Genomic DNA, 16620 nt, shown 5'->3' with positions numbered 1-16620 from the left:
ATCGCGGCGGCAATGATTTTCCATACGCCAACATCTGGCGAAACTTCCCTCCAAGCGGAAAACTGACCAGCGACGATGCCCCTCTCGACACCCGCGGAGCACTCATGGCCAGATCCCGCATGCGCGCGGGCGCCCTCGCCGGCGTCACCGCGCTCACCCTGCTCGCCACCACCGCGCCCGCGATGGCAGGCCGCCCACCCACCGCCGGCCACGACGAGCAGATCACCTTCCAGGACTGGTCCGGGCCCGCCGACTGGCACCGGGGCAACCGGGCCGGCACGCGCGTCGTGCCCGGCGCCCGCGCGGGCCTCACCCTGGCCCGCCCAGCCGGCACCACCGAGTACGCCGACCCGCACACCGGCACCACCCGCACCTGGGAGTACGGCACCTGGACCTCACCGGTGACCCGCATCGGGTTCGACGCCACCGAACTGATCGCCTCGTGGAACGCCGAGACCCCCGCCGGCACCTGGATCCAGGTGGAGATGCAGGGCAGCTACACGAGCGGCGACCAGACCCCGTGGTACGTCATGGGTCGCTGGGCGTCCGGCGACACCGACATCAGGCGGACAAGCGTCGAGCCGCAGGGCGATCCCTGGTCGACGATCTGGACCGACACCTTCAGCATCGACGACGCCGACGCCGGGGTGCTGCTGCGGTCGTACCAACTGCGGTTGACCCTCTACCGGGCACCCGGGCAGACCGCCGCGCCGGTGGTCCGGATGCTGGGCGCGATGAGTTCGACAGTGCCGGACCGCTTCACCGTGCCGCCGAGCGCCGGGCACATCGCCTGGGGCGTCGAGCTGCCGGTGCCGCGCTACTCGCAGAACGTGCACGCCGGGCACTACCCCGAGTACGACGGCGGCGGCGAGGCGTGGTGCTCACCCACCTCCACCGAGATGGTGGTCGAGTACTGGGGTCGCAAGCCGTCGGCGGCCGACACCTCCTGGGTGGACCCGACCTACCCGGACCCCACCGTCAACCACGCGGCCCGGATGACCTTCGACTACGCGTACGACGGGGCCGGCAACTGGCCGTTCAACACCGCGTACGCGGCCAGCTTCCCCGGCCTGGAGGGGCGGGTGACCCGACTGCACTCACTGGACGAGCTGGAGCGCTTCATCGCCGCCGGCATACCCGTGGTGACCAGCCAGTCCTTCCTCGCCAGCGAGCTGGACGGGGCGAACTACGGCACCTCCGGGCACCTCTTCGTGGTGGTCGGCTTCACCGCCGAGGGTGACGTGATCGTCAACGACCCCGCCTCGTCGAGCAACGACGTGGTGCGCAACGTCTACAAGCGGGCGCAGTTCGAGCAGATCTGGCTGCGGACCAAGCGCACAAACGCCAGCGGTGGCGTCTCCGGTGGCTCCGGCGGCATCGCGTACCTGATCAAGCCCACCGCAAAGCCCTGGCCCAAGGTCCCCAGCTCCACCAACTGGTAACCCCGCAGCCCACCCACCCAACCCACCCAACCCCCACCCACCCACCCAGCCCCCACCCACGCTGAGCACCGTTGATCATGAGGTTATAGCCCGATCACCCGGCGTGTCGTGGCGATAACCTCATGATCAACGCTGGGAGTCGGGGGCCTGGGTGGGGGGGTCGGGGGTTGGGGTCGGGGTTTGGTCTTCGCCGGCCAGGGCGGAGCGGAGGCGTTCCTTTTCGGCGCGGCGGCGCTCGGTGGCTTCGGCGACCTCTCCGGCCATCTCGTCACGCCAACCGCGGAGCAGGAAGAAGGAGAGCGCGGCGGAGAAGGCCAGCGCCAACATCAGCTTCAGGAACACGTTCATGTCGACCAGCCAGAGGGGCGCCAGCACGGCGACGAACAGCCCGATCCGGCCCAGGGTGTACTTGAGCGCGGCGCTCACCCGCACCACTCCGTTCTCTTCGTCGCCCGCCGGTGCCGACGGGACTGTCGATCCGCCCCGCGGGCGGTCCGGTCAGCCGGTCCGGCGGGACAGCCAGCGGACGCCCGGGAACCAGATCATCGCGTACACCACCGTGAACGCCCCCGCCGCCAACGTCCCGGAGAACAGCGTCGGCAGGCCGGCGGCGGCCAGACCGGCGACCAGCAGCCCGACGAACACCCCGACGGCGGCGGCCACCGCCGCCATCACCCGGGCCGCCCCGAACTCCCAGGCCCGAAAGTCGTCCCAGAACAGCCAGGCCGGCAGGATCACGGCCAACCAGCCGTTCGTGTGCCCGAAATCGCCGGCGCCGATCGAGGCGAACGCCCAGTCGAACAGCACCAACGCCAGCGCACCGATCACCAGACCGGCCAGGCAGACCCCGAGCAGATCGCCAAGGGTACGAACGCGCCCCTGTGCGTCCCGCCGGGGGAACCCGCCCTGCTGCTCGGAACCACTCTGCTCGGTCATCGACTGCGAGGGTACGTGGCGGCTCAGGCCCAGACCTGCTGCGGCTCGGCGCGGCGCTCGGCCAGCGACGGAGCCTTGTCGTACTCGCGTACCACGTTGTAGCGGGTGTCCCGCTCGACCGGCTGGAAACCGGCGTCCCAGATCAGGTGCAGCAGGTCGTCGCGGTGCATGGTGTTCGGGGTGCCGTACGAGTCGGCGTCGTGCGTGATCTTGTATTCGACCACCGAGCCGTCCAGGTCGTCCACGCCGAAGTTCAGCGAGAGCTGGGCCACCGACAGCCCGTGCATCACCCAGAAGTTCTTCAGGTGCGGCACGTTGTCGAAGAGCAGTCGGGAGACGGCGAACGTCTTCAGCGACTCGGCCGGCGAGGCCATCGTGGTGCGCGCCTGGATCCGGTTACGGATCTTGCCGTCCGCCGAGTCCACGAAGTCGTGCTGGTAACGCAGCGGGATGAAGACCGCGAAGCCACCCGTCTCGTCCTGCAACTCCCGCAGCCGCAGCACGTGGTCGACCCGGTGCCGGGGCTCCTCGATGTGGCCGTACAGCATGGTGGCCGGGGTCTTCATGCCCTTGCGGTGCGCCAGGGCGTGGATGCGCGACCAGTCTTCCCAGTGGCAGGCGTGGTCCACGATGTGCTGGCGGACCTCCCAGTCGAAGATCTCCGCGCCACCGCCGGTCAGCGACTCCAGGCCGGCATCCATCAGCTCGTCGAGGATCTCGTCGGCGCTCAGGCCGCTGATCTTCTCGAACCACTGCACCTCGGTCGCCGTGAAGCACTTGAGCTTGACGTTCGGCAGCGCCGCCTTCAGCTCGCGCAGCACCTTCGGGTAGTAACGCCAGGGCAGCGTGGGGTGCAGGCCGTTGACGATGTGCAGCTCGGTGAGCTGCTCGTCCTCCATCTCCTTGGCCTTGCGGACCGCCTCGTCGATGCGCATCGTGTACGCGTCCTTCTCGCCCGGCTTGCGCTGGAACGAGCAGTACGCGCAGGACGCCGAGCAGACGTTCGTCAGGTTGAGGTGCCGGTTGACGTTGAACATCACCCGCTCGCCGTTCAGCTCGGTGCGCTTGTGGTGCGCCAGCCGCCCCAGCCAGGTCAGGTCGTCGCTCTCGTAGAGCGCGATCCCGTCCTCGCGGGTCAGCCGCTCACCGGCGTACACCTTCGCTTCGAGCTCACGCTTGAGTCCGGCGTCCATGGCACGTCCCTTCCACCTGCGGTCCGATCGAGCGTACGTCGAGCAGCCGAACACCCCGGCGGCACGGTCGGCGACAGCGACCCACTTCACCAGACTCTCAGCCTCCCGTAACCCTGCAACGCATCGACATGAGTGGCGAGGTGCGGTAGTAACAAGGTGGGGCGGAACACACACACTGGTACCGTCCCGGCGGTCGCGCCCACCGAGCGCGGCGACGAGTTGTCGAACGGGGAGCGGAATGGTCTACAGCGGGCGCGGGCGACAGCAGCGACGACGGAGCCCGGTGATCTCGCCGGTTCTGCGTCCGAAGCTCTGGGCCGCCCTGCTCGGCGCGATCGCCGCCGCCGTGCTGTCCACTCCCGCGTACGCCGATCCGGCAGTGCCCACGACGGTGCCGGACACCGGCGCCCGCCCGCCCGCGGTCGGCGCGCTCCAACCGCCCGGCGTTCCGCCCTTCGGCGGTGTCCCGTCGCCTTCGGTGGGCACCATCGGCACCGGCCCGCTCGCCGCGCAGATCTACACCGCCGAGACCGAGGTCGGCACGCTCGGCGAGGATCTCCTGAAGAGTCGGCAGAAACGCACCGACGCCCAGGCCCAGCTCGACGCCGCCGGCAAGGTGCTCGCGACCGCGCAGGACGCCCTGCTCCGGGCCCAGCAGGACGCCGACGCGGCCGCCGCGGAAGCCGTCAAGGCGGACGCCGCGCTGCCGCCCGGCGAGTTCGCCCAGGACCTGCGTGGGCTGAGCCGCCTGCAACAGATCACCCGCGGTGAGAAGGTCGACGGCGGCACCACCGGAGTGGCCGGGGCGTTGGCCCGGGCCCACGCCGATGAGCAGGCCGCCTACCAGAAGCACACCGAAGCCAAGACTCTGCTCACCTCCGCCCAGACGGAGTACACGAGGGGCGAGACGGCGCTCCGCGCGGCCGAGGCGAGCCTGCTCACGCTGCGCCGGAACAACGCCACCCAGCTGATCGAGATCGAGCGTCAGCAGGAGGCCGCCGAGCAGCAGTTCGGCGCCGGCTACGTCACCAACCAGAACGTCAGCGGGATGGCCGCGCACCCCCGGGCAATGGCCGCGGTCCGTTACGCGCTGGCCCAGCTCGGCGACCCGTACAAGTGGTCCGAGGAGGGGCCGGACCGGTTCGACTGCTCCGGTCTGATGTGGGCGGCGTACCGGTCCCCGGGCGCCGACTACTTCGACCTGCCACGGGTTTCCCGCGACCAGTACGCCGCCACCCGCAGCCGGACCGTGCCGCAGAGCGCGCTGCTCCCCGGCGACCTGCTCTTCTTCGCCTCCGGCAGCAGCTGGACGACGATCCACCACGTCGCCATGTACATCGGCAACGGCAAGATGGTGCAGGCGCCCACCACCGGCGACGTCGTCAAGATCTCGGTGGTCGGTTGGTCCCGGTTGTACGCCGCGACCCGGGTGATCGGCGCGGTGCCGGCGCCGATCGTGACCGTTCCGACCCCGCCGGTCGCGCCGCCCCCCGTCAAGCCCACCCCGAAGCCGACGCTCACGCCGAAGCCCACGCAGACCACGAAGCCGACGCCGTCCCCGACGCCGACCGGGCCGGCCACCCCGACGCCCACCGACACCGCGACGCCCACACCGACGCCGACGCCCACACCGACCGAGAGCGCCTCGCCGACAACCCCGCCACCCACCCCGGACAACACGCCGACGACGCTGCCCTCGGCGCCCACCAGCGCACCGGGCAGCACCGCCCCGACGACCACACCGAAGGCCAGCACGAGCGTGACGGGCAGCGGCAGTTCGGCGGGCAGCCCCAGCGCCACTGGTTGATCCGCCACGACCGGCTCCGGCTGTCCGCTCGGGAAGATCTGTGGCACGGTGACAACCAGGCACATCCGACCCGACGTCTCGGGTACGGGTGCGAGCATGGCGCGGAGGGCGGAGATGGCCGAGCAGAGTGATCCGGCGGAGACTGTCGACCCCGTGGTCGACCAAGCCGACCCGTCCGGGTCGGGCACCGTCGACCCGGTGTCCACCGACGCCTCCGCGGCGGTCCCTGCCGCCGGCCCGGCCAGCGCCGACGCCGACCCGGAGGCCTCCGACACGGGCCCGGCCAGCGCCGACGCCGACCCGAGGGCCTCGAACGCCAGCCCGGCCAGCAGTGCCGCCGACCCAGCGGCCCCGAACGCCGGCCCCGTTTCCGCCGCCGCCGGTGACGACGCCTCCGTCGACGCTGCTCCCGCCGGCAGCGTCGGCGCGGACGGTCCCGGCCCGGACGCCGGGCAGCCGGTAGTCACCGGCGCGGGCCAGCCAGCGGCCGCCGACGATCACCCGGACGAGCCCGCCGCACCGGTACGAGCCCGAGCCAGCGTCGCGACCGCCGGGGCTCTCCGCAGTGACCTGCCGGTCAGCGCCCCGGTCACCCCGACCACCTACCGCACCACCGGCTCAGCCGGCTCGCCCGGCACCGTCGGCTCGCCCAGCCCCGCCAACCCCGCCGGTTCGCCCGGCCCCGGCGATGTCTCGTTGCCGGGGCAGCGGAAGGACTCCGCGGCACCGGCGCGGGCCAGCGCCACGGTCCCCGGCAGCAGTCGGGCCACGCCCGGTGACCTGGGCACTCCGGACGCCCGGGGCAGCACACCGGCCGTCTATCGCGCCGGACCGGTGCGCGCCCAAACGGCCGACCCGGGGCAGGCACCCGAGCCCGGCCCGCCGCCGGCACCGGAGCCGACACCCACGCCGCCCGGCCCCGGACCGACCCAGCCGTCGCCAGCCGAACCGGAGCCCGCGCCCACCCCGGGGCCGTACCCGCCCGGCCCGATGCCGACGCCCGGGCCTCGCCCCACGCCGTCACCCGGCCCGGTTCCGCCCGTTCCGGGTCCACCCGTCCCGCCACCCTCGCCGATGCCGCCCATCCCGGGCCCGCCGGCACCGCCCATCCCGAGCCCGCCCATGCCGCCACCCGGTCCGCCGGTGCCCGCGCCACCCGGCCCGCCCGGTCCGATGCCCGCCCCACCGTTCCCGCCGCCGCCGGCCATGATCGACACGCCCGGCGTACGGGCCAGCGCGGCGGTTTCCGCACCGCCGGCCGGATGGCCGTCCACCGCCGGGACGACACGCCCGGCTTCCGGCGACGGATGGGCCGACGCACCCGCCTCCGCGCCGCCGGTGGTGCCCGCGCCCGCCCTGCCGAGTTGGCCGCCGTCCGCCGCCAGCGCTTCCCGAGCGGCCGGAACTGACGGCGGAAACCCACGCGGGGCCGCCGACGCCTCCCGATCGGCCGGAACTGACAGCGGAAACCCACGCGGGGCCGCCAGCGCCTCCCGATCGGCCGGCGCCGACAGCGGGAACTCACGGGTGGCCGCCTCGACCGGGAAGCGTTCGGGTGGCCCCGCCGTCCAGAGCGCGGTCGGCGGCGGGGGTCGGCACGACGGCGGCTCTGACCTGGCCGGCACCGTCTACGGCAGCGGCGAGGGGCCGGGCTTCGCCACGATCGCGATACCCGCCAACGCGGTGGAGAATTCCGGGTCGTTGACCGGGCACATCCTGGCCCAGGGCTGGGCTGACACGCCGACCGAACGATCCCGGAACACCCGCGTGATGATCGTCCTGGCCGCGGCCCTCGGGCTGCTGGTGGCGATCAGCGTCATGGTCGTACTCCTCGCTGGTGACGCGCTTGACGGTCTCGTGGGCGGCGTGCTCAATGGGTGAGTCACCGAGCGGAACGATGGTGAGTCCGCCCACTACCGTCCGGCAACCGGCTGGCGGCATCGCCGGATCGCCGTACACTGGCTGAGATCACTGACCCGGCGCGCGTGGTGTGCGCCCCTGGGCGATCTTGCGGGCGATCCGGCGGCACAGCCGCGGCAGGCCATCGCGAAGATGCGCCCCGCTCGAAAGGCTTTTGTTGACCACCTCTGCTGACCCCAGCACTGTTACGTCCGTTTCCAACCCCGCTGCGACGACCGACAACGCCCGGGAGCTGCTCGACGCCTCCCCGAGCGAGACCGGCACCGCGACCGCCGCCCCGGCGGCCGAGCCCGCCCCGGCCGCGACCGCCGATCCGATCACCTTCGCCTCCCTCGGCCTGCCCGAGCCGCTGGTCCGCGCGCTGGCCCAGCAGGGCATCACCAGCCCGTTCGAGATCCAGCGGGCCACCGTTCCGGACGCGCTGGCCGGCCGTGACGTGCTGGGCCGCGGGCAGACCGGTTCGGGCAAGACGCTGGCCTTCGGTCTGCCGATGATCGCCCGGCTGGCCAGCCGTAACCGGGCCCGGCCGATGCGCCCGCGCGCCCTGGTCCTGGTTCCCACCCGTGAGTTGGCCATGCAGGTCAACGACGCGCTGGTGCCGCTGGGCAAGTCCGTCGGCATCTTCCTCAAGACCGCCGTCGGCGGTGTCCCGTACGACCGTCAGATCGACGCGCTGCGGCGCGGCGTGGAGATCATCGTGGCCACCCCGGGCCGGCTCGGCGACCTGATCGAGCGGGGCATCTGCCAGCTCGACGACGTCGAGGTCACGGTGCTCGACGAAGCCGACCAGATGGCCGACATGGGCTTCCTGCCCGAGGTGACCGACCTGCTGTCGAAGACCCCCGCGAACAGTCAGCGGCTGCTCTTCTCGGCCACTCTCGACGGTGACGTCGACGCGTTGGTCAAGCGGTTCATGACCGATCCGGTGACGCACTCGACGGCGCCTTCCACCGCGTCGGTGTCCACCATGGATCACCACATGCTGTTGATCCCGCCGCACGAGAAGTTCCCGGTGGCGGCCTCGATCGCCGCCCGCGACGGCCGGACGATGGTCTTCGCCCGCACCCAGCTCGGGGTGGACCGGCTGGTCGAGCAACTCGCGGCCGTCGGCGTACGCGCCGGTGGGCTGCACGGTGGCAAGACCCAGCGGATGCGTACCAAGACGTTGGCCGAGTTCCGTGAGGGCCGGATGAACGTGCTTGTCGCCACGGATGTGGCGGCTCGGGGCATCCACGTCGACGGCGTCACCCTGGTGCTGCACGTCGACCCGCCGAAGGACCCCAAGGACTACCTGCACCGCGCGGGGCGCACGGCCCGGGCGGGCGAGTCGGGCGCGGTCGCCACCCTGGTGCTGCCCAAGCAGCGCCGCACCACCCTGGCGATGATGGAGAAGGCCGGTGTCGCGCCGGCCGAGACCCGCGTGCGGGTCGGTGACCAGGCACTGGCCGAGCTGGTCGGTGCCCGCGAGCCCAGCGGCGTCCCGGTTCGGGTCGAGGCGGAGCCCCGTGGCTACGGCGACCGTTCCGGCGGCTCGCGTCGCTTCGACGACCGCTCCGGCGGCCCGCGCCGGTTCGGCGACCGCACCGGCGGCGAGCGCCGCTACGGCGACCGCCCGACCGGCGAGCGCCGCTTCGGCGACCGCCCGCAGGGTGACCGCCAGTACAGCGACCGGCCCACCGGCGAGCGACGGTACGGCGACCGCCCGCAGGGTGACCGCCAGTACAGCGACCGGCCCACCGGCGAGCGGCGCTTCGGCGACCGCCCGCAGGGTGACCGCCAGTACAGCGACCGGCCCACCGGCGAGCGACGGTACGGCGACCGGCAGCACAGCGACCGGCAGCACGGCGACCGCCCGGCCGGCGAGCGGCGGTACGGCGACCGGCCCACCGGCGAGCGGGGCTTCGGCGACCGCCCGCAGGGTGAGCGGCGGTACGCCGATCGGGACAGCCGGGGTTCCAGCGACCGGCCGCAGTTCGGCGACCGGGACGGCCGTCCGACCGGCGAGCGCCGCTTCGGCGACCGTCCGCAGGGTGACCGTCAGTACGGGGACCGCCCGACCGGTGAGCGTCGCTTCGGCGACCGCGACACTCGGGGTGGCTTCCGCCCGGAGAGCCGTGGCCGGGACGACCGTCCCCGCGACGACCGGCCCCGCGACGACCGTCCGCGTGACGACCGGCGCGGTTTCGGCGGGCGACCGCCGGCGCGTACCCACTGATCTGACTGTTTTTCGAACGCCGTCGCGGATCCCATCCGCGGCGGCGTTCGCGCATGCCCTGCCGATGTCGGATGGGTCGCGTAACGTCCGGCTCATGCCGACCATGCCGAAGTCGATCTTCTGGTCCCGGACGGACACCGCCGGCAGCGAGCAGGTGCTGCTCGACGACGGTCACGGGTTGACGGCCCGGGGCACCCTGCTCGCCGTGGACCCGATCCCCTGGACCGCCCGTTACCAGCTGACCACCGCGCCGGACTGGACCACCACCCGGGTCGAGGTCGAGGCCGAAGGGCTGGGCTGGCTGCGCAGGGTGAAGCTGGAGCGGGCCTCGGACCGGTGGCGGGTGACCACCGCCGAGCAGGGCGACCTGGACGCGGCGCTGGTCGCGGCCGGTCATCCTCGGGCTGGCCTGCCGGGCACTGATGATCCGGACCGGCTGGCCGACGCGCTCGACGTCGACCTGAGCGGCTCGCCGCTGTTCAACACCCTGCCGGTCCACCGGCTCGGGTTGACCGCCGAGCCGGCGGACGTGGCCCACCGGATCACCGTCGCGTGGGTGCTGCTGCCGGGTCTGGAGGTGGTGTCGGCCGAGCAGATCTACACCGGGCTCGGGCCGGGTCGGGTGCGTTTCGCCAGCGGCACCTTCACCGCGGAGATCGATCTGGACGACAGCGGCTACGTGGTGCGCTACCCGGGGCTGGCCGAACGGATCGACCCACGCTGACCGGCGCGGACAGGCTCAGACGGGCCAGGTGCCGCTGGCCAGGAAGCGGTCGATCGAGGCCAGGTGCGGCGTCAGGTCGAGGCCCTGGGCGGCCACCCAGTCGTCGGAATAGTAGGTGTCGGCGTACCGGTCGCCTGGGTCGCAGATCAGGGTGACCACCGAGCCGGTCCGGCCCTCCGCGAGCATCCCGGCGATCAGGCCGAACGCACCCCACAGGTTGGTGCCGGTGGAGCCGCCCACGCGGCGCCCGAGGAGCGCCGATCCGGCGCGCATCGCGGCCAGGGAGGCCGCGTCCGGCACCTGGACCATCCGGTCCACCACCGAGGGCAGGAAGGACGCCTCCACGGCGGGGCGGCCGATCCCCTCGATCCGGGAGCCCTTCCCGGTCCGCACCGACCAGTCGGCGGCCAGCCAGGCCGGGTAGAACGCCGAGTTCTCCGGGTCGACCACGCAGAGCTTGGTGGCGAGCCGGCGGTACCGGGCGTACCTGCCGATCGTCGCGCTGGTGCCCCCGGTGCCGGCGCCCACCACCACCCAGCTCGGGATCGGGTGTCGCTCCAGCTCCAACTGCGCGTAGATCGACTCGGCGATGTTGTTGTTGCCCCGCCAGTCGGTCGCCCGCTCGGCATAGGTGAACTGGTCCATGAAGTGCCCGCCGGAGTCCTCGGCGAGCCAGCGCGCCTCGACCACCACTGTCGCGGGGTCCTCCACCAGGTGACACCGGCCGCCCTGGAACTCGATCTGCGCGATCTTCTCGGGCGAGGTGGAGGAGGGCATCACCGCGATGAACGGCAGACCGAGCATCCGGGCGAAGTACGCCTCGGAGACCGCCGTGGACCCCGACGACGCCTCGACGATCGTGGTGCTCGGCCCGATCCAGCCGTTGCAGAGCCCGTAGAGGAACAGCGAGCGGGCCAGGCGGTGCTTCAGTGAGCCGGTGGGGTGGGACGACTCGTCCTTGAGGTAGAGGTCGATCCCCCAGGCCCGGGGCAGGGGGAACGGCAGCAGGTGGGTGTCGGCCGAGCGGTTCGCGTCCGCCTCGACGGTGGCGATCGCCTCCGTCACCCAGGTACGGCTGGCCTCGTCGCAGCGGTCGAGATGAGTCACGCTCGGAAACGTAGCAAGCAGGTCAGCTGTGGTCGGCGCCGGTCCGGCGGCGTTGCCGGCGTTGGCCGGCCCGGCCGGCGGCCCGGACGAGCGGGGTGAGCGCGACGGCCAGTCGGGGCAGCGCGTCCAGCAGGCGCACCTGTGCTCCCCGCCAGCGGGGCAGGCTGACCACCGGGCGTGGCCGGCGGGCCAGCCGGACCGCCCGGGCGGCCACCCGCTGCGCGGTCAGCATCGACCCGGTGAACGAGGCCACCGCCCCCGGGTCGTCCAGCCGGTCGTGCAGCATCGGGGTCCAGATGCCGTCCGGGCAGAGGCAGGAGACGTGCACCCGGCGGTAGCCGGCCATCCGCAGGTCGGCCAGGGTGCCGAGGCTGAACGCCAGCAGCGCGTGCTTGCTGGCCGCGTACACCGTCTCGCCGGGCGCGGCGACCAGCCCGGCCAGCGAGACGACGTTGAGCACGTGGCCGTGGCCCTGCCCGCGCATGATCGCCAGCGCGGCGAGGGTGCCGTTCATGGCGCCGTGGGCGTTGACGTCGAGCATCCGGCGGCGGGTCGCGCCGTCGTGCTCCCACGACGGCCCGGTGCTCAGGATGCCGGCGTTGTTCACCCAGAGGGCGAGGTCACCCCGGCCGGCCGCGGTCGCGGCGATGCCGGCGCAGGCGTCCTCGTCCCGGACGTCCAGGACGGCCGACCACCCGCCGAGCGGTGCCGCGGCGACGTCGACCGCCCGGGCGTCGAGGTCGGTGAGCAGCACCGACCAGCCGTCGGCGTGCAGCGCGGCGGCGATGGCGCGGCCCAGACCGCCGGCAGCACCCGTCACCACCGCCACTCGGCGTCCCTGCGGGGTCATCGGCGCACGCTACCGCCGGCCGATCCGGCGACACCAGGGGTACGCGAGGGTCAGGCCGAGGGCGGGCCGACCGGCTGGGGGCGGTTCTCCCACTTGGTGGAGAGCGCGATGGCGGTGCGGGTGGAGGCGACCCCGGGGGTCCGGTTCAACCGCACGATCAACTGCTCCAACTCGGCGATCGTGCCGACCCGCGCCTTCAGCAGGAACGACTCCACCCCGGCCATGAAGTAGCAGGACTCGATCTCGGGCAGCACCCGCAGGGACTCGAGCATGTCGTCGCTGTCCGCGCCGGAGTCTTCGACGATGCCGATCAGCGCGGTGACTCCCAGCCCGATCGCCTCCGGTTCCACGTCGGCGCGGTAACCGCGGACCACGCCGCTGCTCTCCAGCTTGCCGACCCGCTCGTGCACGGCCGGGGCGGAGAGGCCCACCTGCCGGGCCAGCTCGGCGTACGACAGGCGGGCGTTGCCGCGCAGCAGGTCGACGAGGCTCAGGTCGATGGCGTCCACGGAGAGTGACCTTAGCCGGTTACGCGTAACGCGACGCCTTCAGCATCCGTTGGACCGAACAGTGAGTAACTGTTCACGAACCGACAGTCAAGGCAGGGGTTGCACCAGTACCATTTACTAACTTCCCACTCAGTGCATTTTTCGCGTTTGGCGGACACGCCAGGTCCCTGGTGCTGTAATTGCCATACGTCCCTCATGACGGCTCTGGGCTCGCACCAGCCGGGGGCAGTGTGTTCAGCCAGGGGCTTCGTCGACGCGAGGAGGGGGCTGTGGACACTGGAGATCGCCTGCTGACACCGGGTGAGGTCGCCGCGCTGTTTCGGGTGGACCCGAAGACTGTGACGAGATGGGCGGCGGCCGGCCGGATAGGAAGCATCCGGACTCCAGGCGGGCATCGCCGGTTTCGGGAATCCGAGGTGCGAGCCCTGCTTGAGGGGGAGGGCATGCTGGACGAAGTGGACGAGGTCGGTAAGCCACGCAATGTGGGACCGGCCGCATCCACGGGGCCGGGTCCGGCCAACGCCGGCATGTACTGAACTGGTGCGGACTACGCCACGCGGACCGGACACCAGTCCGGTCCGCGTACCGCTTCGGCCGAATCCGGTCGGACGGCACGACGACACGCGCTGAGCCGACAGCTCAGCCCCGGGCCGCACCGAGCTGGCCGGACCACCTGCGGAACAGGGTGTGCGGGACGCCGAGCGCGTCCAGCACCTTGCCGGCCACGAAGTCGACCAACTGCTGGGCGCTGGCCTCGGCGCCGGCCCCGTAGAAGCCGGGGCTGGCCGGCAGCACCACCGCGCCGGCGTCGTGCAGCGCGATCAGGTGCTCCAGGTGGCTGCGGGTCACCGGTGTCTCCCGGGGGACCACCACCACGGGCCGCCGTTCCTTGAGGTTGACCTCGGCGGCACGTTGCAACAGGTCCTTGGACAGCCCGATCGCGATGCCCGCGCAGGCCGCCGTGCTGGCCGGGACCACGGCCATGCCGCGTACCCGGTAGGAGCCGCTGCTCGGACCGGCGGCCAGGTCGCCGGCCGGCCAGTACCGCACGTCCGCTCCGGTCAGGTCCCGGCCGAGCCAACCCGCGAGGTCCTCGGCCCAGTGCCCGTCGCGGAACGGTCGGCCGGTCTCGTCGAGCACGGTGAGTCGGGCCGCTCGGGACACGATCAGGTCCACCGACTCACCCGCGTCGAGCAGGCCGCCGATGACTGCCGCCGCGTACGGCGTGCCGGAGGCCCCGGAGACCCCGACCACCCATGGTTCCCGCATGCCCCCAGCCTGCCTGGTCCGGCTGGTGCGCCGGTGCGCACCCCCGGGATCGTCCGGCCGGGCCTCCTCAGGGGCGTAGGCCGAGCCGGATCACCAGGTCGAGCAGGGCGAAGACGAACAGCGCGATGCCGACGAACCCGTTGGCCGTGAAGAACGCGCGGTTGACCTTGCTGAGGTCGGTGGGGGTCACCACCAGGTGCTGGTAGCCGAACGCCACAGCGGTCAGGGCGAGCCCGATCCACCAGAGCCAGCCGAGGCCGATCAGCCCACCGAACCAGATGAACAGCGCGAAGGTCACCACGTGCGCGACCGTGGAGGCGTGCAACGCGAAGCGACGACCGTAGCGCGCGGGCACGCTGTGCACGCCGATCTCCCGGTCGATCTCGGAATCCTGGCAGGCGTAGATCAGGTCGAAGCCGCCGATCCACAACCCCACCGCCGCGCCGAGCAGCCAGGCCGGCCCCGAGCCGTCCAGGGTGCCGGTGACCGCCAGCCACGCGCCGACCGGGCCGACCGCCTGGGCGATCCCGAGGATGGCGTGCGGCCAGTTGGTGAACCGCTTGGCGTAGGGGTAGACGACGAGCGGCACCACAGCGAGCGGCGCCAGCACCAGACAGAGCGGGTTGAGCAGGGCGGCGGTGGCGAGGAAGACCACCAACGCGACGGCCGCGCCGGTCCAGGCCGTCCGCACGCTCACCGCGCCGGTCACCAGTTCCCGACCGGCGGTACGCGGGTTCCGCGCGTCGATCCGCCGGTCGAGGATCCGGTTGGCGGCCATCGCGAACGTCCGTGCCCCGACCATGGCCACCGTGATCAGCAGCAGCTCCCACCAGCGCACGTGCCCGCCGTTCACCTGCATGGCGGTCAGTGCGGACAGGAAGGCGAACGGCAGGGCGAACACGGAGTGCTCGATCTTGACGAGGTCCAGGAACGCCCGCACCCGCCCCGGCTCCCGCGATCTTGCACTTTCTGTCGGGGCAGAAGGGGAGGAAGGGGGCGAATCGGGGACCGAAAGTGCAAGATCGCGGGTGTTGTCGGCGGGGGCCATCAGATGCCGTATTCCTTCCAGCGCTTGTCGACCAGTGCGGTGACCTCCGGGGCCATGCTCATCTCCTCCGGCCAGCCGCGGGTGTAGCCCTCGGTGGGCAGCTTGCGGGTCGCGTCGACACCCGCCTTGCCACCCCAGAACTGCTGGTACGACGAGTGGTCGAGGTGGTCCACCGGGCCCTCGGTGAGCAGCAGGTCGCGCGCGTAGTCGACGTTGCCGAAGGCCCGGAAGGCGACCTCGTTGTAGTCGTGCACGTCGCAGTCCTCGTCGACGATCACGATCAGCTTGGTCAGCGACATCAGGTGGGCGCCCCAGATCGCGTTCATCACCTTCTGCGCGTGCTTCGGGTAGCGCTTACGGATCGAGACGATCGCGCAGTTGTGGAAGACACCGGCCGCCGGCAGGTCGTAGTCGACGATGTCCGGGATCATGAGCTTGAGCAGCGGCTGGAAGATCCGCTCGGTGGCCTTGCCGAGGCCGTGGTCCTCCTGCGGCGGCTTGGACGTGACGATCGAGTGGTAGACCGGCTTGCGCTGCATGGTCATCGCCTCGATGTGCAGCACCGGGAACGGCTCGACCGGGGTGTAGAAGCCGGTGTGGTCGCCGAACGGGCCCTCGGGCAGCCGCTCACCGGGCTCCAGGTAGCCCTCCAGCACGATCTGCGCGTGCGCCGGCACCTGCAACGGCACGGTGAGGCAGTCGACCATCTCCACCCGTTCGCCGCGCAGGAACCCGGCGAACAGGTACTCGTCGATGTCGCCGGGCAGCGGGGCGCTCGCCGCGTACGAGACGACCGGGTCGCAACCGATCGCGACCGCGACCGGCAGGCGCTGCCCGAGCCGCTCGGCGACCGCGTGGTGGGCCGTCGAGTCCTTGTGGATCTGCCAGTGCATGCCCAGGGTGTTGCGGCCGTGCTGCTGGAGTCGGTACAGGCCCAGGTTGCGCTTGCCGGTCTCCGGGTGCTTGGTGTGGGTCAGCCCGTAGTTGTGGAAGATCCCACCGTCGTCGGGCCAGACCTGTAGCCCCGGCAGCCGGTTCAGGTCGACGTCCTCGCCCCGGTAGACGACCTCCTGGCAGGGCGCGGTCTTCACCTTGCGCGGCGGCACCGACTTGAGCTGCATGACCTTGCCGAGGCCCTCCCGGATGCCGGACCAGCCGACCGGCAGCTCCGGCTTGATCAGCGCGCCGATCCGGGCGCCGATCTCGTCAAGTGACTCGACGCCGAGCGCCATCGCCATCCGCTTCTCGGTGCCGAACAGGTTGATCGCCAACGGCATCTCGCCCCGGGTCGGGCGCTCGAAGAGCAGCGCCGGGCCGCCGGCCCGCACCGTGCGGGTGACCACCTCGCTGATCTCCAGGGTGGGGTCGACCGGGACGTCGACCCGGCGCAACTCCCCCGCGCGCTCGAGCGCCGCGAGGAAGTCCTTGAGATCGGTGTACGGGAAGCCACGAGCCGCCATGTCGCCAGTCTCCCGCACCGGGTGCCACACGGCCCAAGCCGGGTGCTGTGACACTCGCGATGACCCCCGGCCCCGCTTCCGCTCCCGAAGGCATGGCGGGCGGCACAGCGGGTAGCCGGGCAGCCGGCGGGCAGCCGGCG

15 protein-coding genes are annotated in these 16620 nt (G+C 72.1%); 6 read left to right on the top strand and 9 right to left on the bottom strand.

The features are described 5' to 3' along the window. Positions 1–104: 104 nt before the first annotated feature. Entirely contained in the window at positions 105–1442 is a 1338-nt protein-coding gene (locus ACPXBU_RS07455) for a C39 family peptidase (RefSeq protein WP_393365570.1), read from the top strand. Between the two features lie 126 nt (positions 1443–1568). Here ACPXBU_RS07455 and ACPXBU_RS07450 read toward each other — a convergent pair whose 3' ends face one another. The 3 genes from ACPXBU_RS07450 to mqnE all read right to left on the bottom strand — a co-directional run bounded on the left by ACPXBU_RS07450 (position 1569) and on the right by mqnE (position 3571). Then, complete coding sequence (locus ACPXBU_RS07450; RefSeq protein ID WP_393365569.1) at positions 1569–1868, bottom strand: DUF4229 domain-containing protein; 300 nt, start codon at positions 1866–1868, stop codon at positions 1569–1571. A gap of 72 nt (positions 1869–1940) precedes the next feature. Next, entirely contained in the window at positions 1941–2378 is a 438-nt protein-coding gene (locus ACPXBU_RS07445; protein WP_425757334.1) for a hypothetical protein, read from the bottom strand. Between the two features lie 23 nt (positions 2379–2401). Then, positions 2402–3571: an aminofutalosine synthase MqnE gene (gene mqnE / locus ACPXBU_RS07440; protein ID WP_393365565.1), complete on the bottom strand. Its 1170-nt coding sequence runs from the start codon at positions 3569–3571 to the stop codon at positions 2402–2404. A 238-nt stretch (positions 3572–3809) separates the two neighbouring features. Here mqnE and ACPXBU_RS07435 point away from each other — a divergent pair, with 238 nt between their 5' ends. From ACPXBU_RS07435 to ACPXBU_RS07420, 4 genes are all read left to right on the top strand, one after another. Next, the gene (locus ACPXBU_RS07435; protein WP_425757331.1) at positions 3810–5378 is read left to right on the top strand and encodes an NlpC/P60 family protein; all 1569 of its coding nucleotides are present in this window, start codon (positions 3810–3812) and stop codon (positions 5376–5378) included. A gap of 114 nt (positions 5379–5492) precedes the next feature. After that, positions 5493–7259 carry a hypothetical protein gene (locus ACPXBU_RS07430; RefSeq protein WP_425757329.1) on the top strand — a complete coding sequence of 589 codons (1767 nt, stop codon included), beginning with the start codon at positions 5493–5495 and terminating at the stop codon, positions 7257–7259. 271 nt (positions 7260–7530) lie between these two features. Next, the gene (locus ACPXBU_RS07425; RefSeq protein WP_425757559.1) at positions 7531–9513 is read left to right on the top strand and encodes a DEAD/DEAH box helicase; all 1983 of its coding nucleotides are present in this window, start codon (positions 7531–7533) and stop codon (positions 9511–9513) included. Positions 9514–9616: 103 nt separating this feature from the next. Next, complete coding sequence (locus ACPXBU_RS07420; RefSeq protein ID WP_425757558.1) at positions 9617–10237, top strand: putative glycolipid-binding domain-containing protein; 621 nt, start codon at positions 9617–9619, stop codon at positions 10235–10237. Positions 10238–10252: 15 nt separating this feature from the next. On the opposite strand, the gene ACPXBU_RS07415 is transcribed toward ACPXBU_RS07420, so the two are convergent. The 3 genes from ACPXBU_RS07415 to ACPXBU_RS07405 are packed head-to-tail and all read right to left on the bottom strand — an operon-like array spanning position 10253 to position 12703. After that, the gene (locus ACPXBU_RS07415) at positions 10253–11344 is read right to left on the bottom strand and encodes a PLP-dependent cysteine synthase family protein (RefSeq protein ID WP_393365560.1); all 1092 of its coding nucleotides are present in this window, start codon (positions 11342–11344) and stop codon (positions 10253–10255) included. A gap of 22 nt (positions 11345–11366) precedes the next feature. Next, positions 11367–12194 (bottom strand): SDR family oxidoreductase, encoded by an 828-nt coding sequence (locus tag ACPXBU_RS07410; protein WP_425757327.1) that lies wholly within the window; start codon positions 12192–12194, stop codon positions 11367–11369. Positions 12195–12244: 50 nt separating this feature from the next. After that, positions 12245–12703, bottom strand: coding sequence for an Lrp/AsnC family transcriptional regulator (locus ACPXBU_RS07405; protein WP_425757325.1), 459 nt, complete (start codon positions 12701–12703; stop codon positions 12245–12247). 269 nt (positions 12704–12972) lie between these two features. On the opposite strand from ACPXBU_RS07405, the gene ACPXBU_RS07400 reads away from it, so the two are divergent. Beyond that, complete coding sequence (locus ACPXBU_RS07400; protein ID WP_007454516.1) at positions 12973–13239, top strand: BldC family transcriptional regulator; 267 nt, start codon at positions 12973–12975, stop codon at positions 13237–13239. Positions 13240–13342: 103 nt separating this feature from the next. Here the strand turns inward: ACPXBU_RS07400 and ACPXBU_RS07395 are convergent, their stop codons facing one another. The 3 genes from ACPXBU_RS07395 to ACPXBU_RS07385 all read right to left on the bottom strand — a co-directional run bounded on the left by ACPXBU_RS07395 (position 13343) and on the right by ACPXBU_RS07385 (position 16480). Then, positions 13343–13972, bottom strand: coding sequence for a UbiX family flavin prenyltransferase (locus ACPXBU_RS07395; protein WP_425757323.1), 630 nt, complete (start codon positions 13970–13972; stop codon positions 13343–13345). Positions 13973–14039: 67 nt separating this feature from the next. After that, entirely contained in the window at positions 14040–15020 is a 981-nt protein-coding gene (mqnP, locus tag ACPXBU_RS07390; RefSeq protein ID WP_425757321.1) for a menaquinone biosynthesis prenyltransferase MqnP, read from the bottom strand. After that, complete coding sequence (locus tag ACPXBU_RS07385; RefSeq protein ID WP_425757319.1) at positions 15020–16480, bottom strand: menaquinone biosynthesis decarboxylase; 1461 nt, start codon at positions 16478–16480, stop codon at positions 15020–15022. Before ACPXBU_RS07385 ends, mqnP begins: the two co-directional genes overlap by 1 nt. Positions 16481–16620 lie beyond the last annotated feature (140 nt).

This window comes from Micromonospora sp. DT231, from assembly GCF_049847025.1.
Lineage (GTDB): Bacteria > Actinomycetota > Actinomycetes > Mycobacteriales > Micromonosporaceae > Micromonospora.
Note: the sequence above shows the minus strand (reverse complement) of the source record. Positions and strands in the feature narration are given on the sequence as shown.